The organism is Streptomyces sp. NPDC045955 (assembly GCF_056430805.1).
Map to the genome: position 1 here is coordinate 362651 of NZ_JBWKKY010000007.1, position 26680 is coordinate 389330.

Here is a 26680-nt window from a genome sequence, read left to right on the forward strand (position 1 = left end):
GAACCTCCAGAAGGTGCCGAACCATGACAGTCGTCATCGACCGAGCGACCGGCAAGCGGCGCGGTGAGCGGGAACCGCGGCCCGGGCCGGGCAGCCGGCTGAAGAACGGCTTCCACAAGCACTGGTACGCCTACGCGATGATCGCGCCGGTGGCGGTCGTCCTCGGCGTCCTCGTGCTGTACCCGCTGGCGTACGGCCTGTACCTCACCCTCACCGACGCCACCAGCCTGAACACCGCCCGCACGATCGGCGTCAATCAGATCGACGCCACCTACAAGTTCATCGGCCTGGACAACTACGCCGACATCCTGTGGGGCCCGACGGCGTACGACCGCTTCTGGTCGCACGTCTTGTGGACCGTCTTCTGGACGGCGGCCTGTGTCGCCCTGCACTACGGCATCGGTCTCGGTCTCGCCCTGCTGCTCAACCAGAAGCTGCGCGGCCGCACCCTCTACCGGATGATCCTCGTCCTGCCCTGGGCCGTGCCGACCTTCGTCACCGTGTTCGGCTGGCGGTTCATGCTCGCCGACGGCGGCATCATCAACTCCGGCCTTGACTTCCTGCACCTGCCGACACCTCTGTGGCTGGAGGACACCACCTGGCAGCGGTTCGCCGCGATCATGGTCAACACCTGGTGCGGCGTGCCGTTCATGATGGTCTCGCTGCTCGGCGGACTCCAGTCGATCGACGCGAGCCTGTACGAGGCGTCCGAGATGGACGGCGCCAATGCCTGGCAGCGCTTCCGGTACGTCACCCTGCCCGGCCTGCGGTCCGTCAGCACCACGGTGGTGCTCCTCGGCGTGATCTGGACCTTCAACCAGTTCGCCATCATCTTCCTGCTGTTCGGCAACACCGCCCCGGACGCCCAGATCCTCGTGACCTGGGCCTACCAGCTGGGCTTCGGACAGCAGCCGCGCGACTACGCCCAGTCCGCCGCCTACGGAATCCTGCTCCTGTCCATCCTGATCGTCTTCACCTCCTTCTACCGCCGCTGGCTGAACCGCAACGAGCAGCAGCTCGCGATCTGAGGCAGGAGTCCGACATGAGTACGACCACCCGCCGCCGCGGTGAGCACAGCCGCACGGCCTCCCTCGTCTCGCACAGCATCCTGATCGGTGCGAGCCTGACCGCGCTCTTCCCGATCGCCTGGCTGGTCTTCCTGTCCCTCGGCCCGGACAAGGACGACTACCTCCACCCCGGACGCATCTGGGGCAAGATGGCGCTCGACAACTACACCTTCGTCCTGCAGGACACCAATTTCTTCCACTGGCTGAAGAGCACGCTGATCGTGGGGCTGGGCACGACGCTCATCGGCGTCGTCGTCGCCGCGTCCACCGGCTACGCGGTCTCCCGCATGCGGTTCCCCGGCTACCGGAAGCTGATGTGGGTGCTGCTCGTCACCCAGATGTTCCCCATCGCGGTACTGATCGTGCCGATGTACCAGATCCTCTCGGATCTGCAGCTCATCGACAGCTACCTTGGTCTCATCCTTGTCAACTGCACCACGATCGTGCCGTACTGCGCCTGGCTGATGAAGGGCTATTTCGACACCATCCCGTTCGAGATCGACGAGGCCGGGCGCGTCGACGGGCTGACCCCCTTCGGCACGTTCGCGCGGCTCATCCTGCCGCTCGCCAAGCCGGGCCTCGCGGTCGCGGCGTTCTACAGCTTCCTCACGGCCTTCGGCGAGGTCGCGTTCGCTTCGACGTTCCTGCTGAGTGACGACAAGTACACGTTTGCCGTCGGTCTCCAGACGTTCGTGAGCGAGCATGACGCGCAGCGGAACCTGATGGCCGCGACGGCTGTGCTGATCGCGATACCGGCTGCCGCGTTCTTCTACCTCGTGCAGAAGAACCTGGTGACCGGGCTCACGGCGGGCGGCACGAAGGGGTGACCTCCGCTTGTCGACCGGCTGCGGGTCCGTCGCGGCTGGTCGCGCAGTTCCCCGCGTCCCTGAGGGGCGCGGGTGGCGGCCGCGGTGCCCATCCGACCCCGCTGTGCCGCGGCCGCCTCGTCACCCACCCAGCCCACGCTCACATGACCACACCTCAGTTACGCATCAAGGACGACATGAGCCAGCACTCAGCCGCACCTGCCCCCACCCCCACGTCCGCCGTGGCCGTCGCCAAGCGTCGCGACTGGTGGCGGGACGCGGTGATCTACCAGGTGTACCCGCGCAGCTTCGCCGACAGCAACGGCGACGGCATGGGCGACCTGGAAGGTGTCCGCACCCGCCTGCCGTACCTGCGCGACCTCGGCGTGGACGCCGTGTGGCTCAGCCCCTTCTACGCCTCGCCGCAGGCCGACGCCGGCTACGACGTCGCCGACTACCGGGCCGTCGACCCGATGTTCGGCAACCTCCTGGACGCCGACGCGCTGATCCGCGACGCCCATGAGCTGGGCCTGAGAATCATCGTCGACCTCGTGCCCAACCACTCCTCCGACCAGCACGAGTGGTTCAAGCGGGCCGTCGCGGAGGGCCCGGGCTCCCCGCTGCGGGACCGCTACCACTTCCGCCCCGGCAAGGGGAAGAACGGCGAACTCCCGCCCAACGACTGGGAGTCGATCTTCGGCGGCCCGGCCTGGACACAGGTCCCGGACGGTGAGTGGTACCTGCACCTCTTCGCCCCCGAGCAGCCCGACTTCAACTGGGAGCACCCGGCGGTCGGCGACGAGTTCCGCTCCATCCTGCGCTTCTGGCTGGACATGGGCGTCGACGGCTTCCGGATCGATGTCGCCCATGGTCTGGTGAAGGCGGAGGGGCTGCCTGACCTTGGATCCCACGACCAGGTAAGGCTGCTGGGCAACGATGTCATGCCGTTCTTCGACCAGGACGGGGTGCACGAGATCTACCGGCAGTGGCGGCGCATCCTCGACGAGTACTCGGGTGAGCGCATCTTCGTCGCCGAGGCGTGGACGCCGACCATCGAGCGCACCGCCAACTACGTCCGCCCGGACGAGCTGCACCAGGCCTTCAACTTCCAGTACCTCAGCACCCACTGGGACGCCGCGGAGATGCGCGAGGTCATCGACCGCACCCTGGACGCCATGCGCCCGGTCGGCGCCCCCGCCACCTGGGTCCTGTCCAACCACGACGTGACCCGGCACGCCACTCGGTTCGCCAACCCGCCCGGCCTCGGCACCCAGATCCGTCTGGCCGGCGACCGGGAACTGGGCCTGCGCAGGGCCCGGGCCGCGACCCTGCTGATGCTGGCGCTGCCCGGCTCGGCCTACCTCTACCAGGGCGAGGAGCTGGGGCTTCCGGACGTCGTGGATCTGCCCGACGAGGTGCGCCAGGACCCGGCGTACTTCCGGGGCGCGGGCCAGGACGGCTTCCGTGATGGATGCCGGGTGCCGATCCCCTGGACCCGGACCGGGTCGTCGTACGGCTTCGGCGACGGGGGCAGCTGGCTGCCGCAGCCGGAGGGCTGGGGCGAGCTGAGCGTCGAGGCGCAGACCGGCGCGCCCGGCTCGACCCTGGAGCTGTACCGGGCCGCGCTCGCCGTGCGCCGGGAGCGGCCCGACCTCGGAGCCGGCGCGTCCGTGGAGTGGCTGCGGGCACCCGAGGGCGTGCTCGCCTTCCGGCGCGGGGAGTTCGTGTGCGTGGCGAACACCACCGGCGAGTCGGTGGCGATGCCGGCGTACGGGCGGATGCTGGTCGCGAGCGGGGAGATCGTCCAGGTCGACGACGAGGCGAAGGTGCCCGCCGACACCACGGTGTGGTGGACCACCGGCTGATCTTTTTCCGTTGAATTCGGCACGGCCCGCTGCCCTTCGGGGCGGCGGGCCTTTACCCTCTGCGTCACCGCAAGGTTTCTGAACCTTGCAGCAAAAACCTTCAACAGTCCTTCAACGAAGAAGGAAACCCCACATGGCACGCAGACACCTCGCCGCCGCCGCGCTCGCCGCGGCTGCGGTTGTCATGAACCCGACTGACGCACAGGCCTCCCCACCTGGCGCCAAGGACGTCACCGCCGTCCTCTTCGAGTGGACGTACGCCTCCGTCTCCCGCGAGTGCGGCAACACCCTCGGTCCCGCCGGATACGGCTACGTCCAGGTCTCCCCGCCCGCCGAGCACATACAGGGCCCGCAGTGGTGGACCTCATACCAGCCGGTCAGCTACCGGATCGCCGGCCGGCTCGGTGACCGCGCGGCCTTCCAGAACATGGTCGACACCTGCCACGCGGCCGGTGTGAAGGTCGTCGTCGACACGGTGATCAACCACATGTCGGCGGGCGCCGGCACCGGCACCGGCGGCTCGTCGTACACGAAGTACACCTACCCCGGCCTCTACTCGTCGTACGACTTCGACGACTGCACGAGCCGGATCAGCACCTACCAAGACCGCTGGAACGTCCAGCACTGCGAACTGGTGGGTCTCGCCGACCTGGACACGGGTGAGTCCTACGTCCGCGGCGCTATCGCCGGCTACATGAACGACCTTCTCTCCCTCGGCGTCGACGGCTTCCGCATCGACGCTGCCAAGCACATGGACGCCGCCGACCTGGCGAACATCAAGTCCCGGCTGAACAACCCGTCGGCGTACTGGAAGCAGGAGGTCATCCACGGCAGCGGCGAGGCCGTTCAGCCCACCGAGTACACGGGCAACGGGGACGTGCAGGAGTTCCGGTACGCGTACGACCTCAAGCGGGTCTTCACCAACGAGAACCTCGCCTATCTGAAGAACTACGGCGAGGGCTGGGGCTACATGAACAGCGGCGTCTCCGGCGTCTTCGTCGACAACCACGACACCGAGCGCAACGGCTCGACCCTCAGCTACAAGGACAACGCCACCTACACCCTGGCCAACGTCTTCATGCTCGCGTGGCCCTACGGCGCCCCGGACATCAACTCCGGGTACGAATTCACCGACCACGACGCCGGCCCGCCGAACGGCGGCCAGGTCAACGCCTGCTGGCAGGACGGCTGGAAGTGCCAGCACAAGTGGCCGGAGATCAAGTCGATGGTCGGCTTCCGCAACACCACCCGCGGTGAGCCCGTCACCAACTGGTGGGACAACGGGGGCGACGCCATCGCCTTCGGCCGGGGCGGCAAGGGCTTCGTGGCCATCAACCACGAGCCGGGTTCGCTGAGCCGTACGTATCAGACGTCGCTGCCTGCGGGGACGTACTGCGATGTGCAGAACAACAGGACCGTGACGGTGAACTCCAGCGGGCAGTTGACGGCCACGCTGGGCTCGCACACGGCCTTGGCGATCCATGCGGCCAAGCCGAGCTGCTGAAAGTTCTTTCCAGCAGTTGCAGGACTCTTGCTGAAAGCGTTTCGGCGGCGATACGTTCGCGCGGGGTCGGACCCGAGAGAGCCGCAATCGCAAGGAGTCCACGTCAGTGATACCGAGATGGCCGGTGCCGTCCAGGCGCCGAACCTCCCGTGCAGGACGGGTCGCTGCGGTCACCGCCACCGCGCTGGCCGCGGCACTCGTCCAGCCGCTCGCCGCCGGGGCGGCCACCCCGCCGGCGCCCCCGTCCGACGCGAAGCTCGCCGCCGAGCCCGCCCGCCACGACGCCACCCGTGAGCAGTTCTACTTCGTCCTGCCGGACCGTTTCGCGGGCGGCGACCCGCGCAACGACAAGGGCGGGCTGACCGGTTCCCGCCTGTCCACCGGCTACGACCCCACCGACAAGGGCTTCTACCAGGGTGGCGACCTCAAGGGCCTGACCAAGAAGCTCGACTACATCAAGGGCCTGGGCACCACCGCCCTCTGGATGGCCCCGATCTTCAAGAACCAGCCCGTCCAGGGCACGGGGAGCAACGCCTCCGCCGGCTACCACGGCTACTGGATCACGGACTTCACCCAGGTCGACCCGCACTTCGGAACCAACAAGGACCTGGAAACCCTCATCTCCAAGGCCCATGCCAAGGGCATGAAGGTCTTCTTCGACGTCATCACCAACCACACGGCGGACGTCGTCGACTACGAGGAGAAGTCCTACGACTACCTCTCCAAGGGCGCCTTCCCGTACCTGACGAAGGACGGCGTGCCCTTCGACGACGCCGACTACGCGGAGGGAACGTCGAAGTTCCCGGCCGTCGACGCGGACTCCTTCCCGCGCACGCCGACCGTCCCCGCCGCGAAGAAGGACGTCAAAGTCCCGTCGTGGCTCAACGACCCGACGATGTACCACAACCGCGGCGACTCCACCTTCGCCGGTGAGAGCTCCACGCACGGCGACTTCTCCGGCCTCGACGACCTGTGGACCGAGCGGCCCGAGGTCGTGCGCGGCATGGAGCGGATCTACCAGCGCTGGGTGCGGGACTTCGACGTCGACGGCTTCCGGATCGACACCGTGAAGCACGTCAACACGGAGTTCTGGACGCAGTGGGCGACCGCCCTGGACGCGTACGCCGCACAGCGGGGCCGCGACGGCTTCTTCATGTTCGGCGAGGTCTACTCGGCCGACACGGACGTCACCTCCCCGTACGTCACCCAGGGCCGCCTCGACGCCACGCTCGACTTCCCCTTCCAGGAGGCGGCCCGGCAGTACGCCTCCCAGGGCGGCAGCGCGCAGAAGCTCGCGAAAGTCTTCGGCGACGACTACAAGTACACGACCGACAAGGCCAACGCGTACGAGCAGGTCACCTTCCTCGGCAACCACGACATGGGCCGGATCGGGTACTTCCTGAGGCAGGACGACCCCAAGGCCACCGACGCCGAGCTGCTGAAGAAGGACCGGCTCGCCCACGAGCTGATGTTCCTCAGCCGCGGCAACCCCGTCGTCTACTACGGCGACGAGCAGGGCTTCACCGGCGCGGGCGGTGACAAGGACGCCCGGCAGAGCATGTTCGCCTCCCGCACCGCCGACTACATCGACGACGACCTGATCGGCACCGACCGCACCCACGCCGAGGACGCCTACGACACGAGAGCACCGCTCTACCGGCAGATCAGTGCTCTCGCCAAGCTCCGCAAGGCCCACCCCGCCCTGGCCGACGGCGTCCAGGAGCAGCGCTACGCGGCCGAGGGCCGGGGCGTGTACGCCTTCTCCCGCACCGACGCCAAGAGCGGCATCGAGTACGTCGTCGCCGCCAACAACGCGGGCGAGGCGAGGACGGCGACCTTCGCGACCGGTTCGGCCGGCATGACGTTCAAGGGCATCTACGGCACCGAGGACTCCCTGAAGAGCGACGGCGACAGGAAGCTCACCGTCACCGTCCCGCCTGGCTCGGCGGTCGTCCTCAAGGCGGCCGGCCGGCTCGCCGCGCCCGCCACCGCTCCGACGGTCACCCTGAAGGCCCCGGCGGCAGGCGCCACCGGCACCGTGGAGGTCTCCGCGGACGTCGACGGCGGTCAGCTGAACCGCGTCGTCTTCGCGGCCCAGACCGGCAACGACAAGTGGCAGGTCCTCGGCTCCGCCGACCACGCCCCGTACAAGGTCACCCACACCATCGGCGAGCACGTGGCGCCCGGCACGGCCCTGCGCTACAAGGCGGTCGTGGTCGACTCGGCCGGCCGCACCGCGAGCGCCCTGACCGCCTCCACCGCCGGTACCCCGCCCGTCGACGCGCCGCCCACCGCGTCCTCCCGCGACTACGCGATCGTCCACTACAAGCGCACGGACGGGAACTACGCCGACTGGGGCCTGTACGCCTGGGGCGACCTCGCCGAGGGCGAGGCCACCCAGTGGCCCGACAGCCACCCCTTCACGGGCCGCGACGCCTACGGAGCCTTCGCCTGGGTCAAGCTCAAGCCCGGCGCCTCGACCGTCGGCTTCCTCGTCATCGACAAGGACGGCGACAAGGACGTCTCCACCGACCGCACGATCGACGTCACCAGGACCGGCGAGGTCTGGATCGAGCAGGGCAAGGAGACCGTCACCACCGAGCGCCCTGCCTACCCGGCCCCCGACAGGAGCAAGGCCGTCCTGCACTACCACCGGGCCGACGGGAACTACGACGGCTGGGGCCTGCACGTCTGGACGGGCGCCGCGCGGCCCACCGAGTGGTCGAACCCCCTGAAGCCGGTCAAGACTGATACGTATGGTGCGGTCTTCGAGGTACCGCTCAGCGACGGTGCCACCAGCCTCAGCTACATCATCCACAAGGGCGACGAGAAGGACCTGCCCGCCGACCAGTCGCTCGACCTCAAGGCGAACGGCCACGAGGTGTGGCTGTTGAGCGGCCAGGAGAAGTACCTGCTCCCGCAGCCCGCGGGCAGTGCCGCCGCCCTCGACCTGACCACGTCCAAGGCGGTCTGGATCGACCGGAACACCCTCGCCTGGAACGGCTCCGACGCCGCCGCCTCCACCCAGCTGCTCTACTCCCGGGACGGCTCGATCGCGGTGCGGGACGGCGCGCTGACCGGCGAGGCCAAGTGGCTGCGCCTGTCGAAGAGCGAACTCACCGACGCCCAGAAGGCCAGGTTCCCGCACCTGAAGGAGTACGACGCCTGGACCGTCGACCCGCGCGACCGCGACCGGGTCCGCGAGGCCCTGCGCGGCCAGGTCGTCGCCACGCAGCACGCGGTGAACGGGGCCGTGCTCGCGGCGACCGGCGTCCAGATCGCCGGTGTCCTCGACGACCTGTACGACGCGACGAAGGCCGACCTGGGGCCGACGTTCCCCAAGGGCCGCCCCGCGTTGTCCGTGTGGGCGCCGACCGCGCAGTCAGTGGCCCTGGAGATCGGCGACCGCACCGTCCCCATGAAACGCGACTCCCTCACCGGCGTCTGGTCCGTCACCGGCCCCGCGTCCTGGCGGAACAAGCCCTACCGATACGTCGTGAAGGTCTGGGCGCCCAGCGTCCGCAAGGTCGTCACCAACAAGGTCACCGACCCCTACGCTCTCGCCCTCACCGCCGACTCGAAGCGCAGCCTCGTCGTCGACCTGGACGACAAGGCGCTGAAGCCCTCCGGCTGGTCGACGTACGCCAAGCCCGAGGCCGTACCGCTGCGGGACGCCCAGATCCAGGAACTGCACATCCGGGACTTCTCCGTCGAGGACCGGACGGCCCGGCACCCGGGCACCTACCTCGCCTTCACCGACAAGGCGAGCGACGGCTCGAAGCACCTGCGCGAGCTGGCCAAGGCCGGCACCTCGTACGTCCACCTCCTGCCCGCCTTCGACATCGCCACCATCCCGGAGCGCGCGGCCGACCAGGCGAGCGTCGACTGCGACCTGGCCTCCTACCCGGCCGACTCGGACCAGCAGCAGGAGTGCGTCGGGAGGATCGCCGCGAAGGACGCCTACAACTGGGGCTACGACCCGTACCACTACACGGTCCCCGAGGGCTCCTACGCCACCGACCCGGACGGCACGGCCCGCACGGTCGAGTTCCGGAAGATGGTGAAGGCCCTCAACGACAGCGGCCTGCGGGTCGTGATGGACGTCGTCTACAACCACACCGCGGCCGCCGGCCAGGAGCGGACCAGCGTCCTCGACCGGATCGTGCCCGGCTACTACCAGCGGCTCCTGGCCGACGGCTCGGTGGCGAACAGCACCTGCTGCGCCAACACCGCCACCGAGAACGCCATGATGGGCAAGCTGGTCGTCGACTCGATCGTCACCTGGGCCAAGCAGTACAAGGTCGACGGCTTCCGCTTCGACCTCATGGGCCACCACCCGAAGGCCAACATCCTCGCGGTCCGGAAAGCCCTCGACGCGCTCACCCCGGAGAAGGACGGCGTCGACGGCAAGAAGATCATCCTGTACGGGGAGGGCTGGAACTTCGGTGAGGTCGCCGATGACGCCCGGTTCGTCCAGGCCACCCAGAAGAACATGGCCGGCACCGGCATCGCCACCTTCTCCGACCGGGCCCGTGACGCCGTGCGCGGCGGCGGTCCCTTCGACGAGGACCCCGGCGTGCAGGGCTTCGCGTCCGGTCTCCACACCGAACCCAACTCCTCGGAGCACAACGGCACTCCGGCCGAGCAGAAGGCCCGCCTGCTGCACTACCAGGACCTGATCAAGGTCGGGCTCTCCGGCAACCTCGCCGGCTACCGGTTCACCGACACCAGCGGCAAGGAGGTCAAGGGCTCCGAGGTCGACTACAACGGCTCACCCGCCGGCTACGCGGACGCCCCCGGCGACGCCCTCGCCTACGCCGACGCGCACGACAACGAGTCCCTGTTCGACGCGCTGACCTTCAAACTGCCCGCCACGACCAGCGCGTCCGACCGGGCCCGGATGCAGGTCCTGGCCATGGCGACGGCCACCCTGTCCCAGGGCCCGGCCCTCTCCCAGGCGGGCACCGACCTGCTCCGCTCCAAGTCCCTGGACCGCAACTCCTACGACAGCGGCGACTGGTTCAACGCCGTCCACTGGAACTGCGCCGACGGCAACGGCTTCGGCCGCGGACTGCCCATGGCGGCCGACAACGCAGCCAAATGGCCGTACGCCAAGCCCCTGTTGAGCAAGGTCAGGGTGGGCTGCGAGCAGATCGAGGGCGCCTCGGCGGCCTACCGGGACCTGCTGCGGATCCGTACCACCGAGCGGGACTTCTCCCTCCGCACCGCCGAGCAGGTGCAGTCCCGGCTCTCCTTCCCGCTGTCCGGCAAGGACGAGACGCCCGGCGTGATCACCATGCGGCTCGGTGACCTCGTCGTCGTCTTCAACGCCACCCCCGAGCGGCGGGAACAGCGCGTCCCCGCACTCGCCGGGACCGGCTACCGGCTGCACCCCGTGCAGGCGGCGGGGGCGGACTCTACCGTCAAGTCGTCCTCCTACGCGGCGAAATCGGGCACGTTCGCCGTTCCGGGGCGCACGGTCGCCGTCTTCACCCGGGCCGCCGGATAGCCGCACTACGTTGGGTGGGGCAGGCCGCGACCGACGGTCTGCCCCACCCACGTACGCCCCGAGGCGCCCAGTCGAAGATGGACCGCAACGGCACGCAGCACAGCCCCGGCACCACCGTGCTGGTCGTGGACGACGTCGCGGCCAGCCGCTACGCCATGGGCGCGGTGCTGAGCCGGGCCGGCCACCGGGTCGTGCCCGTCGCCAGCGGGGGCGAGGCGCTCGTCGAGCTCGACGTCCGGCTCCGGGACGGCACCCTGCCCGACGTGGCCCTCGTCGACGTGGGCCTGCCGGACATGAGCGGCTTCGAACTGTGCCGCCGGGTCCGGGCCCGGCCGCCCCTGGCCGCGTTGCCCGTCGTGCACTTCTCCGCCGCCGCGACCGCGCCCGGCGACCGGTGCCGGGGCCTGGACGCGGGCGGCGACGCCTATCTGACCGTGCCCGCCGAGCCGCAGGAGATCCAGGCCGTCGTCCGGGCCGCCGTGCGCGGGGCGCGCCGCAGCACGGGCGCCGAGACCGCCGTCCACCGTCTGACGCTGCTGTCCGAGGCCATCGTCACGGTGCAGGCCGCCCGCTGCCCGCGGGAACTCGCCGCCGCGGCCGCCGACGGCGCCGCCCGCCTCACCGCCTCGCCCGCCGTGGTGTTCGTGATCGGCGCGGACGGGGAGCCGTACCGGGGCACGGCCCGGTGTCGTCCCGCACCGGCGAACACCGGCGCCCACCAGGCGGCGGCCCGGCTGGTCACCCGGCTCGCGGAGGGCCGCACGGGCGTCCACAGCACCGTCGTCCCCGCGCCGTTGTGGCCGGCCGGGATGTTCCGGCCGGGCGTCGAGGAGGACGCCCGCCTGACGGTGGCCACCGCCCAGGACGGCCGGACCGCGGTCTGCCTCGCCACCCCCGTACGCCGGACCGCGATCACCGACCCCGCGGCCGACGGGCTGCTCGGCCGCCTCGCCCAGGCCTGCGCCCTGGCCGCCGAGCCACTGCTGCTGTACCGGGTGGAGCGGCACGTCGCCCTCACCCTCCAGCACAGCTTCCTGCCCCAGCCGCACAAGCTGCCGGACCTGCCTGGCGTCGACATCGTCGTCCGCTACGTGCCCGCCTCCCGGCAGACCGAGATCGGCGGCGACTTCTACGCCGCCCTGCGCACCGCCGACGGCGTGCTCACCGCCGTCGGCGACGTCGTCGGGCACTCGCTGGACGCGGCCACCGTCATGGTCGAGATCCGGCACGCGCTGCGCGCCTACTGCGTGACCGAGAGCGACCCGGTGGTCCTGGCCGAGCGGCTCGACCGGATGCTCCAGCAGTACCACCCCGATGTCACGGCGACCGTCTGCCTGGCCCTGGTCGATCCCGGCAGCGGACGGGCGCGGATCGCCAACGCCGGGCACATCCCGCCGCTGATCCTGCGCGACGGGGGTGGCGCCGAGTACGTCGACGCGTGCGGTCCGCTGCTCGGGCTGGGCCTGGAACGGCCCGCACCGACCGAGCGGCGGCTGAAGCCCACCGACCGCCTCCTCATGGTCACCGACGGCCTCATCGAGACCCGCGGCACCCCCCTGGAGACCTCCCTGGAACAGCTCCGCACGGCCGCCGCGGACGCCCCGGCCGGCCTCGACACCCTCTGCGACGTGCTCCTCGGCTGCTTCGGCCGGGACCGTGAGGACGACATCGCGATGCTGGCTCTGCGGTTAGGGTGAGCCCATCGGCCGCCCAGACCAGGAGTGCTCATGCCGCAGATCACCGTCGACTATTCCGCCGACCTCGCGGACGACTTCGACCGGCCCGGGTTCGCGCAGGCCCTGCACGAGGCGACGGTCGAGATCGCGGCCGCCAAGCCGGCGGCGTGCAAGACCCGGTTCCGCCGGACCGAGGACGTCGTGGTCGGCCCCGAGACCGAGGGGCACGCCCATGTGCATGTCCACATCGCGCTGCTCCCCGGCCGCACCGAGGAGACCAAGGCCCGGCTCACCGAGGCCACCCTGGAGTTGCTGCGCACCCACCTGAAGGCCGCCGAGGGACGCGCGCTGCACGCCTCCGCCGAGGTACGCGAACTCGATGCGTCCTACCGGAAGTTCGAGAGCTGAGAGGCCGAGAAGTCCGGGAGCCGGCGGGCTCAGGTCGCCAGCGCCAGGAGGCGCCCGGCCAGCTGGGCGAACGGGCCGTCGGCCGGCTCCGCCTGGGCGATGCGGCGCATCAGAGCGCCCATCTCCGCGTCCTGGGCGGCGCTGACCGCGGTGAGCGCCGCGAAGTCGTGGACGAGCTGGACCTCCAGCTCGGCCCGCGGGATGCGCCGGCCGTCCAGCCAGATCAGCGCCGTCGACTCGGCGAGCGAGATCCAGGAACGCACGACGAGTTCCAGCCGCGCGGGCGGATCGGTCACGCCCAGATGCGAAAGGATCTGGACATACGCGGCCTGCCGTACGGAGTCGATGAGCGCGTTGGTCGTGGAGGAGCCGACCGCCGGACCGCCGCGCATCAGGGCGGAGAAACCGGGGCCGTGCTCGTCGACGAAGTCGAAGAAGCGGCGCATCACCCGCAGCAGCCGGGCCCCCAGCGGCCCCTCGTGCGGTTCCACGAAACGGGCCGCGAGATCCTCCGAGGCCCGCTTCAACGCGGCCTCGTACAGGCTGAGTTTGCCGGGGAAGTAGTGGTAGACCAACGGGCGTGAGATGCCCGCGGCGGACGCTATCTCGTCGATGGAGACCTCGTCGGGCGAGCGGCGGCTGAACAGTTCGAGGGCGACGCCGATCAACTGCTGCCGCCGCTCCTCGACTCCCATTCTGCGGCGAACCCCGGTAGTCATGCGAACACCTTACCGATCGATTCCAGCCTTGAACGGATCGGATCGATCACGGATGTTCACGCGGGTGCCCCGGGCGGGTGCCCGGGCCGTCGGTCAGTGCAGCCCGCCGATCGGGCGCCCGTCCCGCAGGGTGCCCTTCAGCTCGGCCCGCGCCCCCTGCTCGGCCGGCACGGTCAGCAGACTGGTCTGCGACGACCCGGCGACCCCGCCCGTCGCCCGGACCGACGCGGTCGCCCGGCTGCCGGCGGCCAGCAGATACCAGTCGCCCGCCTTCGACTTCCACAGCACTCCGGCCAGCACGTGCGGCTCGCGTGCCCCGCACGCGAGAGCGTTCTCGGCCTTCGCCGCCACCGCCCCGTACCTCCCGCCCGGCGTGTGGAACTGGGCCAGCACCCGCGCCCCGCCGCCCCGCCAGGTCTCTGCCCGGGTGCACACCCACGCGGCCGAACCGCTCGCGTCCGGCAGCGGCTGCTCGTTGAACGGCCAGGCGTTGACACTCCGCACGCCCGCGGAGCGCACCGTCCCCAGAGAGCAGGCGAACGGCTCCCAGGTGCGCAGCGCCTCGGCTCCGGACACCTCGCCCGGAGACCCGGGCCGTCCGGCCGTCAGCCGGGCCGGGACCAGTTCGCCGAGGTCGGTCATCAGCCGCGTCTCCGTACCGTCGGTCAGTTGCAGCACGTTCCACGACGTACACGCGCCGGACCGCAGGACCGGGCTGGCCAGCGGCGCGGTCACACCGTCGGTGAGGGCCAGGTCCATCGCGCCGGAGCCCGGCCTCATCAGGTCCCGCTCGCCCGCCTTCTTCACCCAGGGGGCGGTCAGATAGCGGACGTTGCCGTCGGCCCGGCCGAGGACCACCGCGCCCGCCTCGGCCCGGCCCGCGCCGTCGACCCGCGCGAAGTCGAGGGCGGCGCCCCGCGTGCCCTCCTTCGGCTCGGCGTACCGGGCGATGCGCAGACCGTCGTAGAGGATCACCACGCGCGCCGCGTCGACCGTCCCCGCGTACAGCAGCTGGGGCGGTCCGGCCGGGCCGCCGGACGGCGTGCCGGGCGTCGCGGAGACCCGGACCGTCTCGCCGGGGCGCGCCCAGACGGCCAGGGCGCGGCGCAGCAGGGCCGAGTCGCCGGTGAGGTCGCCGCGGGCCGGCCACGCCGAGAAGTCGGTGCGTGCCAAGCCGCGCCACGCGGTGGGGGAGACCCGGGTCAGCTTCGCGGGGTCCAGGGCGGCCTGGGCGGCCGGATTGCGCGCGTACGGCGGTGCGGCGGCGCCGTCGGGCCCCCAGCCCTCACCGGGCAGACCCAGCAGCGCCCCGCACACCAGCAGGGCCGCACCGGCGGCCAGCGCGGCCTTCAGATGCTGGCGGCGCCGCATCAGGTCGGTGGGGCGGGCCTGGAGCGAGCAGGGGTCGAACTCGGGGGAGTCGAGCAGCCCGTACTGCGCCGGGACGCCGGCGGCCTCCAGCAGCGCACCGTCCGCGTCGGCGACGCCCGCGGCCGTGAGCACCTTGCGTACGCCGTCGTCCGTCAGCCGCTCCAGACCGCGCAGCGCGTAGGCGGCCCGGGCCGGCCCGGACAGGGTGGACAGCCGCTGGTCCAGGGCGAGTTCGTCGGCGCCTCCGGAGCGCGGGAACAGCTTCAGGCCCCACACCTGCGGCAGCACCGGCGGCAGCTGGGACCGCTTGGGCAAGCCCCTGCGCTTCAGCGGCAGCCCTGCCTCCAGCGCCGTACGCAGCACCTGCAGACGGACCAGGGCGTAGCCCGGATCACCGTCCCGGCCGGTCGACTGGGCCGGGATCACCGGGGCCGGTGTGCGGGTGCGGGGGAGTGCGCGCTGGGTGAGGGCGTGTGCGGTGAGGACGCGCCTGCTGCGGCCCAGGCCCGGAGCCAGCACCAGATAGGCGAGCCGCACGAGCCGCGGATAGTGCTCGACGAGCGCGGCCTCGGCCTGCTCGACATCGACGACCGGGCCGGCGGGGGAGGGGAGCGCGGGGCGCTGGGCGACATCCTGTGGCTGCACGTTCAGCAGAACGAGCGAATCGGGGGATGGTCACCTGACCACGGGGGTCACGCCCCCGGCTGCTCCCCGGGCGCCACGAGAAGCCGGGCGTAGTTCGCCATCGACCGCTGGTAGCGCGGCAGGTGCGGGGCCAGGGCGCCGAGGGCCAGCGACAACGCCTCGCGGTCGCGGCCCAGGCTGGACAGGCACAGCGCGAGCGTCGCGCGGACGGGGTCGTCCAGCTCGTCGGACGGGGCGTCCAGTTCGGCTTCGAGCAGCTTGACGCCCTCCGCCGCCTGCCCGATGTTCCGCAGTGAACTGGCCAGCTGGATCTTCGTGCGGCGGGCCCTGTAGGGGCTGACGCCGGCGAGGCCGAGGCCGAGCGCCTCCCGGTAGAGCGGAACGGCCTGGTCCGAGTGGCCCGTGGAGTCCCAGGCACAGGCCCGCTCGAACGGCCGGAGCGGGCTGCCCTCCGGCAGCTCGGCGACGAGGGCGTCGACGTCGGCGCGGAAGCGGGCCTCGTCCCCCTCGGTTTCGGCGTAGCCGTCGAACCGGTCCCACAAGGCGGCCACGCGATCTTCCCAGTCCTGGTTCACGGGGACACACTCGCACGGACGTGCCTGTGCCGACACCCGAATTTGAGCGCTGCGCCCGCCACAGCCGTATCGAAGGCGAGAGCCTCTTGCCGGGGCTCTGTGCGGCATGCGTCCGGACCGTGCCGTGACAAGGACCGGAGGAACAGATGAGGGTGACCCGACCGATGCTCGCGCTGAGCGGCGCGGTGGCGATACTGGCGCTGGCCGGCTGCGGATCCGGCGGCAAGGACGAGGCGGCCGTGCCGGAGGCGGTGACCGGCAGCCTGGAGCACATCGCGGCAGAGGCCAAGTGCAAGCCGAACATGCAGACCGACGCCGACGAGATCCGCCAGGCCCTCTGCAAGAAGGGCAAGGAGAAGTACGTCCTCGCGACCTTCGCCACCGACCGCGGCCAGCGCGAATGGCTGAACAACGCCAAGGACTACGGCGGCTACTACCTCGTCGGCCGTAAGTGGGTCGCCGTCGGCCAGGAGAAGACGGTCACGTCGCTCCAGGGCACCCTCGGCGGGACCATGGAGGAGGGTTCCGAGCACATGAACCCCGGGGGCAGCCACAACAAGGGCGGTCACGACGGCGGCAGCAGCCATCACGGTTGATCGCGCGGGCCGGGCCAAGCGAAAGCCGGCGGTGGGAATTCCCACCGCCGGCTTTCTGCTGCTCTCTACCGGATGAGGACTACTGGCAGTCCTCGCCGTTGTTGATGCACTGGACCATCTCGTTCATCACGTTCTCGTCGAAGAAGTTGATGAAGTCGTTGTGGTCGGTGATCGCCTTGTGCAGCTGCTCCGGGAAGGAGTCCACCGCGAACGGGTTCTGGACCTGCCCGTTCTCGATCTGCGGCGCCGGTACGTCGTAGACCAGACGGACCTGGAGCTGGGGGATCGCCTTGAAGCCGTTCGAACAGCTGCCGTCCGCCTCCACGAAGTCCACGTGGGTGCGGTGGTTGGCGCTGTCGATGTTCTGGCCGTCCCAGCAGCTCTGGAAGTTGGACGTCCGGACCACACTGCTGCCCTCGGGGCAGAGCGGGTACTTGTCCGTCACCTGGCGGTCCTCGAAGCCGGTGCAGCTCCAGGAGGTGTTTGCGTTGTTCAGGCCGTTGGTGAAGGACTTGGCGTCACCGGTGATGATGCGCAGGGCCTTCGGCATCGCGACGACGTCGCTGGTGCGGTTGCCGACGAACTTCAGCTGGGCCTCGGCCGGCTCGACGATCTTGCCGACGTTGCCGTCCTGGCCACCGCCGGGCTGACCCGCGTCGATGTCGTCCGAACCGTCCTGGATGCGCAGGACCGGCCAGAAGTACGACGACTTGTCGCCCTGGTTCTGGCAGGACGTCTGGGCGTTCGCCAGGTCCTCGTCGCTCGCGAAGGCGTTGTTGCTCTGGTTGCCGACGTAGTCGTGCTGGTGCTGCGCGCCGTTGGAGACGCCGGGCGCCACGATCACGTTGTCCGAGTTGCGGTTCTCGTTCTCGTTGGTGCCGCAGTTCGTGGTGAACGAGCCCGTGGAACCACCGTCGCCGTTCGCGGCGAGACCGTTCGGCAGGTTGCGGGAGTTGGGCTGGACGTCCTCGATGTTGATGAAGTCGTCGGCCACCGGGCCGTTGCCGGCCTGACCGCCGTTGCCGCCCTGACCCTGGTCCTGGCCGTTGTCGCCGCCCTGGTCCTGACCGCCGCCCTGGTCCTGACCGCCGTCCTGGTTCTGGTCCTGGCCGTCCTGGTTCTGGCCGTCGTTGTTCTGACCGTCCCCGGCGTTGCCGTCGTTGGTGTTCGCGTCGGCGACCATGCCCTTGCACTCGGCCAGCTGCTCCAGGTTGCCCGGCGCCTGGCCGCCCACCCGCCGGATGTTGATGCCGATCCGGTCGATGGCCGCGACCCGCTTCGACTTCAGCGGGCCGAGGATGGCGTTGTCGACGAAGCCCGAGTCACCGGCCTGGGCCTGGCGCGTGGAGGCGAGCCGGCTGTAGGCCTCGCTGATCTGCTTGTCGAGGTTCGCCAGCTCCTTGTCCACCCCCTGGCGGGCGCCGTCCGGCACGTCGGTCAGCTTCTGTCCGACGTCCGGGCACTGGATCGTGGCGATCTGTGCGCCCGCGGACTTCGTCTGGTTCGCCGAGTTCTCCTCATGCGCCGAGGCATAGAAGTTCGCCCAGATCAGCCCGCCCCCACCGAGCGCTAGGGCCGCCGATGCGGCTATGGCCTTGGTGGCCATCGGCGTCCGGCGTTTTCTTGTGTTGCGTCCCATGGAACTCCTCTGACTTCCTTTTTCGGGGGCATCGAGGCGCCCGACAGGAGTGAAGCGGCTCCCTTCCATACGGAGGCCGTCCCAGGGGTGTTCAGATGTCTCGGAAATTGATGCGAGATTCGTGAGGGAGCTGTGTTCTCAACAGCCCCTTCCGCACCGGGAGTTGTTGATCCCCGACGGTGGGTGAACGAGCCGGTCCGATATCACCGGCCGTGGTCGAGATAGGCGAGAACCGCCGGCACGCGCCGGTTGTCGTCGTCCGAGACGGCCGGAACACCCGCCCCAGGGGTGGTGCTTCGTACACCTCCCACGCCTCAGCCCGCCCCGAGCACCTTCGCCTCCACCTCCGGGTCGAGGCCCGAGTGCGGCCGGTCCGGACGCTGGGGCGCCACCCCGCCGAGGTCCTGGAGCCACCGCCAGGTGTCGGCCACGGTCTCCTCGACGGGCCGGCAGCTCAGCCCCGCCGCGACCGCCCGTGAGACGTCCCTGCTGTGCAGGGCGTCGTGCAGGTCACTGCCCGGCGGCACCCACACCGGCAGCTCGGTCCACGGCTGGATGCCCGCCTTCAGGATCACCTCCGGTTCGGTCCACCGGAGTTCGGCCGTGCCGCCGGTGACCGTCACGCAGGTGTCCAGCAGCTCGCCCATCGTGGTGTGCCCCGGCGGACTGACCAGGTTGTACGGCCCGCTCAGCTCCCGCTCCGCCGCGTGCAGGACCCACTCGGCCAGGTCACGGACGTCCACGTACTGGAGAGGCAGGTCGCGCGGGCCGGGCGCCAGCATCGGGCCGCCGCGCGCCGTGCGGGCCAGCCACCAGGGCAGCCGGCCGATGTTCTCGTACGGGCCGAGGATCAGCCCGGCCCGTACGAGCACCGACCGCTCCTCGCCGAAGGCGTCCAGCACGGCCAGTTCACCACCGCGCTTGTCCTGTGCGTACGCGGTCTGCTCGGCGTCGGCGGAGGCGTCCTCCACCAGCGGCGCGTCCTCGCCGTGCTCGGCGGCCCGGGGCCATGCGTACACCGAGCAGCTCGACACGTACACATAGCGGCGGGCGCGGCCCCGCAGCAGCCGCGCCGCGTCCCGCACCGCGCGGGGCGCCGCCGACCAGGTGTCGACGACGACGTCCCACTCGCCCGGGTCCTCGGCGAGTGCGGCCAGACCGCCGGGCGCGGTGCGGTCGCCGAGCAGCGAGCGCACACCCGGCGGCGCCTCGTGCCGTCCCCGGTGGAAGACGGTCACCTCCCAGCCCCGGCCCAGGGCCGCCTCCACGACGGCCCGGCCCACGAACTCCGTGCCACCCAGCATCAGAAGTCTCATGCCGTCGACTCTGCCCGCCGGGGCGGCGGTACGGAACGCCTGTCTGCCGTCAGCAGACGGGCGGGCACCCGGGCTCAGCCGCCCACGGGGGGCACGTACTTGTAGCCGACCCGGCGCACCGTGCGGATCGTGTCGCGGTGTTCGGCACCCAGCTTGCGGCGCAGACGGGCGATGTGGACGTCGACCGTACGGCCGTCGCCCACATGTCCGTAGCCCCACACCGTGCCGACCAGCTGGTCCCGGGTGTGCACCCGGCCCGGGTGCGCCACCAGGTGGGCCAGCAGCTCGAACTCCAGATAGGTGAGGTCGAGCGGGCGCCCGGCCACCTCGGCGGTGCGCTGCACGGTGTCGACGCGGATCGGCGGTTCGCCGCCCGGCGCGGAGCCCGCGGCGGGTGTGGGGCCCGCGGCGGGTGTGGGGCCCGCGGGGGTCGTGGGGTCTTCTGGGCGGGTGGCCTCCGGCCGGTCCGGGACCGCCACCGGGAACGGCGGCTGCTGGTCGGCCGGGACGAGCACCAGATAGCCGATCATCGGCGGCTGTCCGGGGAGCGTGGGCAGGGTGTGCTGCGGCGCCGGCAGCCAGGTGGCGCCCGGGGGCAGCAGATCCGCGACCGTCACCACCTCCTCCCGGTCGACGGCGCGCAGCCGGTGCCGGGGCCCGGTGGCCGACGGGGCGTTGAAGGGGGCGGCGGTGGACAGGGAACGAGTGGTCGCCATGAGAGGTCAGCTCTTTCGCGCGAGGAGTTCGTCGGAGGTCGACGGCCGCGGGTTCGTGGTCGGGCTCGCCGAGGACGTACGCGGTTCGCGCCGGCCGAAGGCCGGGGTGTGTACGGCTTTAGAGGGCCGGCGCGTTCGTCGCGCGGCAACACACCCGGTCGAAGTCGTGGTGCTGACGGGACGGCCAGAAGGGCTCGAGGTCATGGCGACCCGTCGCGGTGTGCCTCTGGTAGCTGGCCATGGGGCCATTGAAGCAGACCGGTGCCGGGGGCCGGGACCCTCCTCTCACAGCGTGGACACCGGCCGGGAGAGCGGACGGTCGACCGGGCGGGCGAACGGCCCGCCCGGTGTCTCATCCCACCAGGCGCTTGCGCCATTCCAAGGCCGCGACCTCGATCGCCTTGCCCGGGTCGCCGTCCCACTGCGCGGACAGCCCGGCCGCGGTCAGCGCCGCCACGACCCGGTGTCCGACGGCCTTCGTGGTCTCCTCCGAGCCGTCGAACCCGCCGTAGTAGAGCGACAGGCCGTGCCCCTGCGCCGCCCCGCGCGTGCCCTGCTGGTGGAAGAAGACGAACCCGCGCACCCCCGGCTTGCCGTCCGCCTCCGCGCCGATCTCCGACATGCCGCAGCCGCGGCAGCAGGTGAAGTTCTCCCGGGCGACGATGCCGTCGTCCTCCAGGGCCGCGAAAGCCCGCTCCAGCCGGTCCGGATCCGTCGGCCCGGCCCACTTCTCCTGCTCCGCCAGCCGCTCCAGCCACAGCCTCTCGACCAGCTCGCGGGCCTGCTCCTGGGAGACGGGAGCGGTTTCCTCGCCGTCGTCCATCAGGTACACCGTCTCGCGGATCACCGCCTCGATGCCCAGACACCCGTCCCGGAGCATGTCGCGGACGTACTCCTCGGCCCGCGCGGCCACCTCGGGCGCGAGGGCGGGAGCCTCCTCGGGCAGCCCGAACTCCTCGCGCTCCCAGGTGACTTCGGCGTCCCAGCCGTCCTCCTGCAGTGCCCAGCGCACCATCGCGTCCGCGACCAGGTCCGGGTCGGTCACCTCGGTCACCCACATGTACGGGACGGAGCCCGTGCGGTGCTGCAGCTCGTACGCCCCGCCCGCGTCGCGCGCCGTCTGGATGAACACCCTCGGCCGGTCCGGTATCCGCTGCACGACGAGGAAGTGGTCGTCCTCGCCGCCGATTCGCTCCACCAGCTCCCGCAACCGCCGCGCCGAGACCCGCGCGTACGTCTGCCCGCTCTCCGTCATGACCTTGACCGGGAGTCCCCCGTCGATCTCCATGCCCCCACGATGACACGCCCCACTGACAACGCGAGGGGCGCCCACCGCGAACGGTGAGCGCCCCTCAGGAGCCGTGCGGGCGGATCAGACCTGGCCGGCCTTCTCCAGCGCCGAGCAGCAGGTGTCGACGAGCAGCCGGGTCACCACGTACGGGTCGACGTTGGCGTTCGGGCGGCGGTCCTCGATGTAGCCCTTGCCGTCCTTCTCGACCTGCCACGGGATACGGACCGAGGCACCACGGTTGGAGACGCCGTAGGAGTACTCGTTCCACGGGGCGGTCTCGTGCAGACCCGTCAGGCGGTCGTCGATGCCGGCGCCGTAGTTCTTGACGTGGTCGAGCGGCTTGGAGCCCTCACCGAGGGACTCGGCCGCGGTGATGATCGCGTCGTAGGACTCGCGCATCGCCTTGGTGGAGAAGTTGGTGTGCGCGCCGGCGCCGTTCCAGTCGCCCTTCACCGGCTTCGGGTCCAGCGTCGCGGCGACGTCGAAGTCCTCGGCGGTGCGGTACAGCAGCCAGCGGGCCACCCACAGCTGGTCGGAGACCTCCAGCGGGGCCAGCGGGCCGACCTGGAACTCCCACTGGCCGGGCATGACCTCGGCGTTGATGCCGGAGATGCCCAGGCCCGCCTTCAGGCAGTTGTCCAGGTGCGCCTCGACGACGTCACGGCCGAAGATCTCGTCAGCGCCGACACCGCAGTAGTAGCCGCCCTGCGGGGCCGGGAAGCCGCCCTTGGGGAAGCCGAGCGGGTAGCCGTCCTTGAAGAAGGTGTACTCCTGCTCGATGCCGAAGATCGGCTCCTGCGCCGCGAACTTCTCCTCGACCTCGGCCAGCGCGGCACGCGTGTTGCTGGCGTGCGGGGTGAAGTCGATGTTCAGGACCTCGCACAGCACCAGGACGTCGTCGCCGCCGCGGATCGGGTCCGGGCAGGTGAAGACCGGCTTGAGGACACAGTCCGAGGCGTGGCCCTCGGCCTGGTTGGTGGAGGACCCGTCGAAGCCCCAGATCGGCAGCGCGTCGAGACCGGCGGGGGAGCCCGCGATGATCTTGGTCTTGGAACGCAGCTTGGCCGTCGGCTCGGTGCCGTCGATCCAGATGTACTCAGCCTTGAAGGTCACGGGCCACATCCTTGGGTGTGTCTGGGCGCGTATCGCGGGTGCTTGCGGCGCTGCGGCACTGGGGCGCCGCTCAATGCCCGGCAGCCTGTCAACAGGCGATTTCCCGGCCATTGCTCGAATGTGAACCCCGTGTTACCTGGTGCCGCTGTGCCGCACCTCACGCTGTGAGGGCGTTTGCTCGCGGGGCACGAGCCGGTCACCGGCTTCCCTCCGTCAAGCCGGTGACCGGCGCCGTGTGTCCCACGGCGCGCCGGTCCTGCCGCTCCTGGCCGGGAGCGGCAGGACCGCTGACACGTACGAGGAGCCGGCCGAGGGGCGGGCCGCCCGCCTCAGTGACTCACTCGTCCTCGCTCGTCCGGCGTCACCCCACCTTCTCGATCACGGCCCGGCGGATGAGGAACTTGCCGGGCTCACGGACCTGTTCGAAAGCCGCGTTGTTGAGCAGCACACAGCTGCCCGAGACCGAAGTGACCTGCACCGTCGTGGACTTGTCGTTGTCCAGGTTGGTGACCTTCAGCTTCGTGCCGGCCGGGAACTGGTTGCTGGACGCGGCGGGCGCACCGCCCTCTCCGGAGAGCGTGACGGTGGAGCCGTTGCACACCTGCTGCCCGGAGGCCGCGGCGTCACCGCCGGGGTTCTCCGCGGGGGCCGACGGGGCGGACGCAGCGGGCTGCGAGGGCTGTGCGGCCTGGGAGTCCTGAGCCGACTCCCCAACCGTGCACCCCGAGGCCTCCTGCTTCCGCTTGATCTCCTCGACGACCGCCTGACGGTTGGCGATCCGGGCCTCCGACTGGGCGTCGGGGTTGGCCCGCTGGTCGGCGATGAACTTCTCGTTGTTGCCGAGGGCGGTGGCGAGTCCCACACAGGCTGTCGACGCCGCCGCCGACTTGGGAGCCGGCGGCGTGGCGTTCGACGTGCTCGCCATGACGAAGGCCCCGCCTCCCGCCACGGTCGCCGCGCTCACCAGCAGCGCGATCTTCTTCTTCGTGCCGAGCGTTCTCCTACGCGACATGCGCGCCTCCTGAAGAGGTAGGGGGAGCGTACGCCGCTATGTACGAGATGCCGAACGAGGTTACTCAGCGGTTACAGGAGTCACTGAAGTAACGTCGGTCACACAAGAAGGAGATGTTCAGGGGGATCTAACGGGAGAGGGCGTCCCGTACGGCCTCGTCGGTGCGCGCGACCACCGCCGTGCCGTCGTCCGCGGTGATGATCGGCCGCTGGATCAGCTTGGGGTGCTCGGCGAGGGCCTTGATCCACCGCTCCCGCGAACTCGCGTCCCGGGCCCATTCCTTGACGCCGAGTTCCCTGGCGGCGTCCTCCTGGGTGCGGGTGATGTCCCAGGGCTCCAGTCCGAGCCGGTCCAGCACGGCCCGGATCTCGTCCTCGCTCGGAACGTCCTCCAGGTAGCGGCGGACGGTGTAGTCGGCGCCCTCCGCGTCGAGCAGCTTCACGGCACTGCGGCACTTCGAACAGGCCGGGTTGATCCAGATCTCCATGGGGCTACGGTACGCCCTCGTGACGCCGGTGAACGGGGGCCCGAACCTCGTTCTCCACCCCTGTCACCACACCCCCGAAAGCCCTTGTGGCCAGGGCCTTTTGTCAGTGGTGGGCAGTAGAATAGAAGCAGTGTTCGAGGGTGGCGCCGGGATCGCCGAGGACCCCGGAGTGCCGCCCTCACCGCGACAGGAGGATGCCTGTGCCCGCTGCCGCACTCAAGCCGAAGCCGCTGCCCACCCAGTCCACCGCGAAGCGCCCCGTCCTGCTCGACCTGCCGTACGTGCCCGTGGAGAAGCGGCCGCTGCCGCCGGGCCGGCCGCGCGAGTGGTACGTCGCCCACAACCGTCGCCTCAAGGCGATGCGCCTCGCCATCGCCCTGCTCGACTCCGGCGTCCACATGCCGAACCAGGCCCGCAACGAGACGATCCGCGACACGGCGGAACTGATCGGCGTCCACCCGCCGTCGGACACGACGTGCCACATGGTGAGGGCGTTCATGCGCTACTCACGATGAGCTGACCCGATCCCGGGCGCCGGGTGCCCTCTTCCGCGAGGTGCCCGGCGCTTCGTCATGCCGCCCGGTCCGGCGCCGCGAACACCGGCGGGTTCAGGCGGGCGAAGCCCTCCTGCCGCTCGTAGGGGAAGTGGGGGTACGGCGCCGGGCGGTGGCTCGCCTCGTCGAGCTTCGCCACCTGCTCGGGGGAGAGGTTCCAGCCGACGGCGCCGAGGTTCTGGCGCAACTGCCGTTCGTCACGCGCGCCGATGAGGACGGAGGACACCGTCGGCCGCTGCAGCAGCCAGTTGAGGGCGATCTGCGGCACCGCCTTGCCCGTCTCCTTCGCGATCTCGTCCAGCGCGTCGATCACGCTGTAGAGGTGCTCGTCCGTGACGGGCGGGCCGTAGTCGGCCGTGCGGTGCAGCCGGCTGCCGGGCGGGAGCGGTGTGCCACGACGGATCCTGCCGGTGAGGCGGCCCCAGCCGAGCGGGCTCCAGACGATGGCGCCGAGGCCCTGGTCGAGGGCGAGCGGCATCAGGTCCCACTCGTAGTCGCGGCCGACGAGGGAGTAGTACACCTGGTGGGCCACATAGCGCGGGTGGCCGTGCCGCTCCGCTGCCGCGAGGGACTTCATCACCTGCCAGCCCGAGAAGTTGGAGACGCCGGTGTAACGCACCTTGCCCGCCCGCACCAGCGAGTCGAGTGTCTCCAGCACCTCCTGCACCGGTGTCCCGGCGTCGAAGGCGTGGAGCTGGAAGAGGTCGAGGTGGTCCGTGCGCAGCCAACGCAGGGCGTCCTCGCAGGCGCGGATCAGCCGGGAGCGCGAGGAGCCCGCGTCCCCCGGTCCGTCGCCCATCGGCAGGCTCGTCTTGGTGGAGACGATCACCTGGTCCCGGCGGCCCTTGATCGCCTCCCCGAGCACCTCCTCGGACGCGCCGGCGGAGTAGACGTCGGCGGTGTCGAACATCGTGATCCCCGCCTCCAGGCAGATGTCCACCAGGCGGCGTGCCTCCCGCGCGTCGGTGGTGCCCCACGCGCCGAAGAGCGGGCCGCGGCCGCCGAAGGTGCCGGCTCCGAAACTCAACGCCGGAACCATGAGCCCGGACGCGCCCAGTCGCCTGTATTCCATCTCAGTCCCCTTTCGGGAGTGACCTGCCTGTTAACGGTCCTGGAGTTCCATTAATGAAGGCTAAGGTAACAGAGCGAAAGGCTTAATGGAACTGGAGTGCCGTTATGGCTGATGGAGGCGAGCCGGGGACCGTGCGGCCCGGGGGCCGCACGGCGCGGGTCAGGGAGGCGGTGCTGCGGGCGGCCGAGGACGCCCTGACCGAGCAGGGCTTCACCGGCCTGGATCTGGCCGACATCGCCCGCCGTGCCGGTGTGGGCAAGACGACCGTCTACCGCCGCTGGGGGACGGTGACCGGGCTGGTCGCGGACGTCCTGGCGGACATGGCCGAGCAGTCCGCGCCGCGCACCGAGACCGGTTCACTGCTCGGCGACCTGACGGCCAACGCCCGGCTCGTGCAGCGGACCCTGGCGGACCCGAGACAGGGACCGCTGTTCAAGGCACTGATCGCCGCCGCCACCGCCGACACCAAGACGGCAGCGGCGCTGCATCGCTTTTACGACATCCGCGTCAGGGAGTGGGCTCCCTGTGTCCGGCAGGCCGTCGACCGGGGCGAGGTACCCGAAGGCACCGACACCCATGAGGTGGTCCGTGCCGTTTCCGCCCCGCTCTACTACCACCTGCTCATCAGCGGCGGCCGCCTCGACGAGACGATGGCCGACCGGGCGGCGGAGGCGGCGGCGGCTGCGGCGCGGGCGGGGGTGTACGTACGGGCCTGACGCCGCGAAGACCCGGCGCCCCT

At 70.7% G+C, this 26680-nt stretch carries 21 protein-coding genes; 10 read left to right on the forward strand and 11 right to left on the reverse strand.

Annotation, left to right across the window (positions count from 1 at the left end):
• Positions 1-23: 23 nt before the first annotated feature.
• From AC07F0_RS17565 to AC07F0_RS17595, 7 genes are all read left to right on the forward strand, one after another.
• Positions 24-1028 carry a carbohydrate ABC transporter permease gene (locus AC07F0_RS17565; RefSeq protein ID WP_478979794.1) on the forward strand — a complete coding sequence of 335 codons (1005 nt, stop codon included), beginning with the start codon at positions 24-26 and terminating at the stop codon, positions 1026-1028.
• A gap of 14 nt (positions 1029-1042) precedes the next feature.
• Positions 1043-1894 carry a sugar ABC transporter permease gene (locus tag AC07F0_RS17570; protein WP_436726652.1) on the forward strand — a complete coding sequence of 284 codons (852 nt, stop codon included), beginning with the start codon at positions 1043-1045 and terminating at the stop codon, positions 1892-1894.
• 176 nt (positions 1895-2070) lie between these two features.
• Positions 2071-3738, forward strand: a complete 1668-nt coding sequence (locus tag AC07F0_RS17575) for a glycoside hydrolase family 13 protein (RefSeq protein ID WP_478979796.1) — start codon at positions 2071-2073, stop codon at positions 3736-3738.
• 133 nt (positions 3739-3871) lie between these two features.
• Positions 3872-5242 carry an alpha-amylase gene (locus tag AC07F0_RS17580; protein WP_478979798.1) on the forward strand — a complete coding sequence of 457 codons (1371 nt, stop codon included), beginning with the start codon at positions 3872-3874 and terminating at the stop codon, positions 5240-5242.
• A gap of 106 nt (positions 5243-5348) precedes the next feature.
• On the forward strand, positions 5349-10751 hold the full coding sequence (gene pulA / locus AC07F0_RS17585; RefSeq protein WP_478979800.1) for a pullulanase-type alpha-1,6-glucosidase: 5403 nt from the start codon (positions 5349-5351) through the stop codon (positions 10749-10751).
• Positions 10752-10828: 77 nt separating this feature from the next.
• On the forward strand, positions 10829-12448 hold the full coding sequence (locus tag AC07F0_RS17590) for a SpoIIE family protein phosphatase (RefSeq protein ID WP_478979928.1): 1620 nt from the start codon (positions 10829-10831) through the stop codon (positions 12446-12448).
• 30 nt (positions 12449-12478) lie between these two features.
• Positions 12479-12835 (forward strand): 5-carboxymethyl-2-hydroxymuconate Delta-isomerase, encoded by a 357-nt coding sequence (locus tag AC07F0_RS17595; RefSeq protein ID WP_478979801.1) that lies wholly within the window; start codon positions 12479-12481, stop codon positions 12833-12835.
• Between the two features lie 29 nt (positions 12836-12864).
• Here AC07F0_RS17595 and AC07F0_RS17600 read toward each other — a convergent pair whose 3' ends face one another.
• From AC07F0_RS17600 to AC07F0_RS17610, 3 genes are all read right to left on the reverse strand, one after another.
• The gene (locus AC07F0_RS17600) at positions 12865-13554 is read right to left on the reverse strand and encodes a TetR/AcrR family transcriptional regulator (protein ID WP_478979803.1); all 690 of its coding nucleotides are present in this window, start codon (positions 13552-13554) and stop codon (positions 12865-12867) included.
• 93 nt (positions 13555-13647) lie between these two features.
• Positions 13648-15570 carry a hypothetical protein gene (locus AC07F0_RS17605; protein ID WP_478979805.1) on the reverse strand — a complete coding sequence of 641 codons (1923 nt, stop codon included), beginning with the start codon at positions 15568-15570 and terminating at the stop codon, positions 13648-13650.
• A 47-nt stretch (positions 15571-15617) separates the two neighbouring features.
• On the reverse strand, positions 15618-16145 hold the full coding sequence (locus AC07F0_RS17610; RefSeq protein ID WP_478979807.1) for a tetratricopeptide repeat protein: 528 nt from the start codon (positions 16143-16145) through the stop codon (positions 15618-15620).
• A gap of 146 nt (positions 16146-16291) precedes the next feature.
• On the opposite strand from AC07F0_RS17610, the gene AC07F0_RS17615 reads away from it, so the two are divergent.
• A complete protein-coding gene (locus AC07F0_RS17615; protein WP_436726644.1) occupies positions 16292-16741 on the forward strand; it encodes a hypothetical protein in 450 nt (149 codons plus the stop codon).
• Between the two features lie 79 nt (positions 16742-16820).
• On the opposite strand, the gene AC07F0_RS17620 is transcribed toward AC07F0_RS17615, so the two are convergent.
• From AC07F0_RS17620 to AC07F0_RS17650, 7 genes are all read right to left on the reverse strand, one after another.
• Positions 16821-18380, reverse strand: coding sequence for a DUF1996 domain-containing protein (locus AC07F0_RS17620; protein WP_478979809.1), 1560 nt, complete (start codon positions 18378-18380; stop codon positions 16821-16823).
• 314 nt (positions 18381-18694) lie between these two features.
• On the reverse strand, positions 18695-19696 hold the full coding sequence (locus AC07F0_RS17625) for an NAD-dependent epimerase/dehydratase family protein (protein ID WP_478979811.1): 1002 nt from the start codon (positions 19694-19696) through the stop codon (positions 18695-18697).
• Positions 19697-19770: 74 nt separating this feature from the next.
• Positions 19771-20412 carry a winged helix-turn-helix domain-containing protein gene (locus AC07F0_RS17630; protein ID WP_478979812.1) on the reverse strand — a complete coding sequence of 214 codons (642 nt, stop codon included), beginning with the start codon at positions 20410-20412 and terminating at the stop codon, positions 19771-19773.
• Positions 20413-20764: 352 nt separating this feature from the next.
• On the reverse strand, positions 20765-21700 hold the full coding sequence (locus tag AC07F0_RS17635; RefSeq protein WP_478979814.1) for a DUF6891 domain-containing protein: 936 nt from the start codon (positions 21698-21700) through the stop codon (positions 20765-20767).
• 84 nt (positions 21701-21784) lie between these two features.
• Positions 21785-22816 carry a glutamine synthetase gene (gene glnII, locus AC07F0_RS17640; RefSeq protein WP_436731533.1) on the reverse strand — a complete coding sequence of 344 codons (1032 nt, stop codon included), beginning with the start codon at positions 22814-22816 and terminating at the stop codon, positions 21785-21787.
• Between the two features lie 361 nt (positions 22817-23177).
• Positions 23178-23828 carry an RlpA-like double-psi beta-barrel domain-containing protein gene (locus tag AC07F0_RS17645; RefSeq protein ID WP_478979816.1) on the reverse strand — a complete coding sequence of 217 codons (651 nt, stop codon included), beginning with the start codon at positions 23826-23828 and terminating at the stop codon, positions 23178-23180.
• 127 nt (positions 23829-23955) lie between these two features.
• Positions 23956-24315, reverse strand: a complete 360-nt coding sequence (locus AC07F0_RS17650) for an arsenate reductase family protein (protein WP_478979818.1) — start codon at positions 24313-24315, stop codon at positions 23956-23958.
• A gap of 200 nt (positions 24316-24515) precedes the next feature.
• Between AC07F0_RS17650 and AC07F0_RS17655 the strand changes: the two genes are divergently transcribed.
• Positions 24516-24830, forward strand: coding sequence for a hypothetical protein (locus tag AC07F0_RS17655; RefSeq protein ID WP_436731530.1), 315 nt, complete (start codon positions 24516-24518; stop codon positions 24828-24830).
• Between the two features lie 55 nt (positions 24831-24885).
• Here the strand turns inward: AC07F0_RS17655 and AC07F0_RS17660 are convergent, their stop codons facing one another.
• Complete coding sequence (locus tag AC07F0_RS17660; protein WP_478979820.1) at positions 24886-25941, reverse strand: aldo/keto reductase; 1056 nt, start codon at positions 25939-25941, stop codon at positions 24886-24888.
• Positions 25942-26045: 104 nt separating this feature from the next.
• Here AC07F0_RS17660 and AC07F0_RS17665 point away from each other — a divergent pair, with 104 nt between their 5' ends.
• On the forward strand, positions 26046-26657 hold the full coding sequence (locus tag AC07F0_RS17665; protein ID WP_478979822.1) for a TetR/AcrR family transcriptional regulator: 612 nt from the start codon (positions 26046-26048) through the stop codon (positions 26655-26657).
• Positions 26658-26680: the final 23 nt, after the last annotated feature.

What these genes read in the sequence shown, in the direction of transcription:
- AC07F0_RS17565 (WP_478979794.1), top strand. Translation starts at nt 24, where the DNA reads ATGACAGTCGTCATCGACCGAGCGACCGGCAAGCGGCGCGGTGAGCGG.
- AC07F0_RS17570 (WP_436726652.1), top strand. Translation starts at nt 1,043, where the DNA reads ATGAGTACGACCACCCGCCGCCGCGGTGAGCACAGCCGCACGGCCTCC.
- AC07F0_RS17575 (WP_478979796.1), top strand. Translation starts at nt 2,071, where the DNA reads ATGAGCCAGCACTCAGCCGCACCTGCCCCCACCCCCACGTCCGCCGTG.
- AC07F0_RS17580 (WP_478979798.1), top strand. Translation starts at nt 3,872, where the DNA reads ATGGCACGCAGACACCTCGCCGCCGCCGCGCTCGCCGCGGCTGCGGTT.
- AC07F0_RS17590 (WP_478979928.1), top strand. Translation starts at nt 10,829, where the DNA reads ATGGACCGCAACGGCACGCAGCACAGCCCCGGCACCACCGTGCTGGTC.
- AC07F0_RS17595 (WP_478979801.1), top strand. Translation starts at nt 12,479, where the DNA reads ATGCCGCAGATCACCGTCGACTATTCCGCCGACCTCGCGGACGACTTC.
- AC07F0_RS17600 (WP_478979803.1), bottom strand. Translation starts at nt 13,554, where the DNA reads ATGACTACCGGGGTTCGCCGCAGAATGGGAGTCGAGGAGCGGCGGCAG.
- AC07F0_RS17615 (WP_436726644.1), top strand. Translation starts at nt 16,292, where the DNA reads ATGAGGGTGACCCGACCGATGCTCGCGCTGAGCGGCGCGGTGGCGATA.
- AC07F0_RS17620 (WP_478979809.1), bottom strand. Translation starts at nt 18,380, where the DNA reads ATGGGACGCAACACAAGAAAACGCCGGACGCCGATGGCCACCAAGGCC.
- AC07F0_RS17625 (WP_478979811.1), bottom strand. Translation starts at nt 19,696, where the DNA reads ATGAGACTTCTGATGCTGGGTGGCACGGAGTTCGTGGGCCGGGCCGTC.
- AC07F0_RS17630 (WP_478979812.1), bottom strand. Translation starts at nt 20,412, where the DNA reads ATGGCGACCACTCGTTCCCTGTCCACCGCCGCCCCCTTCAACGCCCCG.
- AC07F0_RS17635 (WP_478979814.1), bottom strand. Translation starts at nt 21,700, where the DNA reads ATGGAGATCGACGGGGGACTCCCGGTCAAGGTCATGACGGAGAGCGGG.
- AC07F0_RS17645 (WP_478979816.1), bottom strand. Translation starts at nt 23,828, where the DNA reads ATGTCGCGTAGGAGAACGCTCGGCACGAAGAAGAAGATCGCGCTGCTG.
- AC07F0_RS17650 (WP_478979818.1), bottom strand. Translation starts at nt 24,315, where the DNA reads ATGGAGATCTGGATCAACCCGGCCTGTTCGAAGTGCCGCAGTGCCGTG.
- AC07F0_RS17660 (WP_478979820.1), bottom strand. Translation starts at nt 25,941, where the DNA reads ATGGAATACAGGCGACTGGGCGCGTCCGGGCTCATGGTTCCGGCGTTG.
- AC07F0_RS17665 (WP_478979822.1), top strand. Translation starts at nt 26,046, where the DNA reads ATGGCTGATGGAGGCGAGCCGGGGACCGTGCGGCCCGGGGGCCGCACG.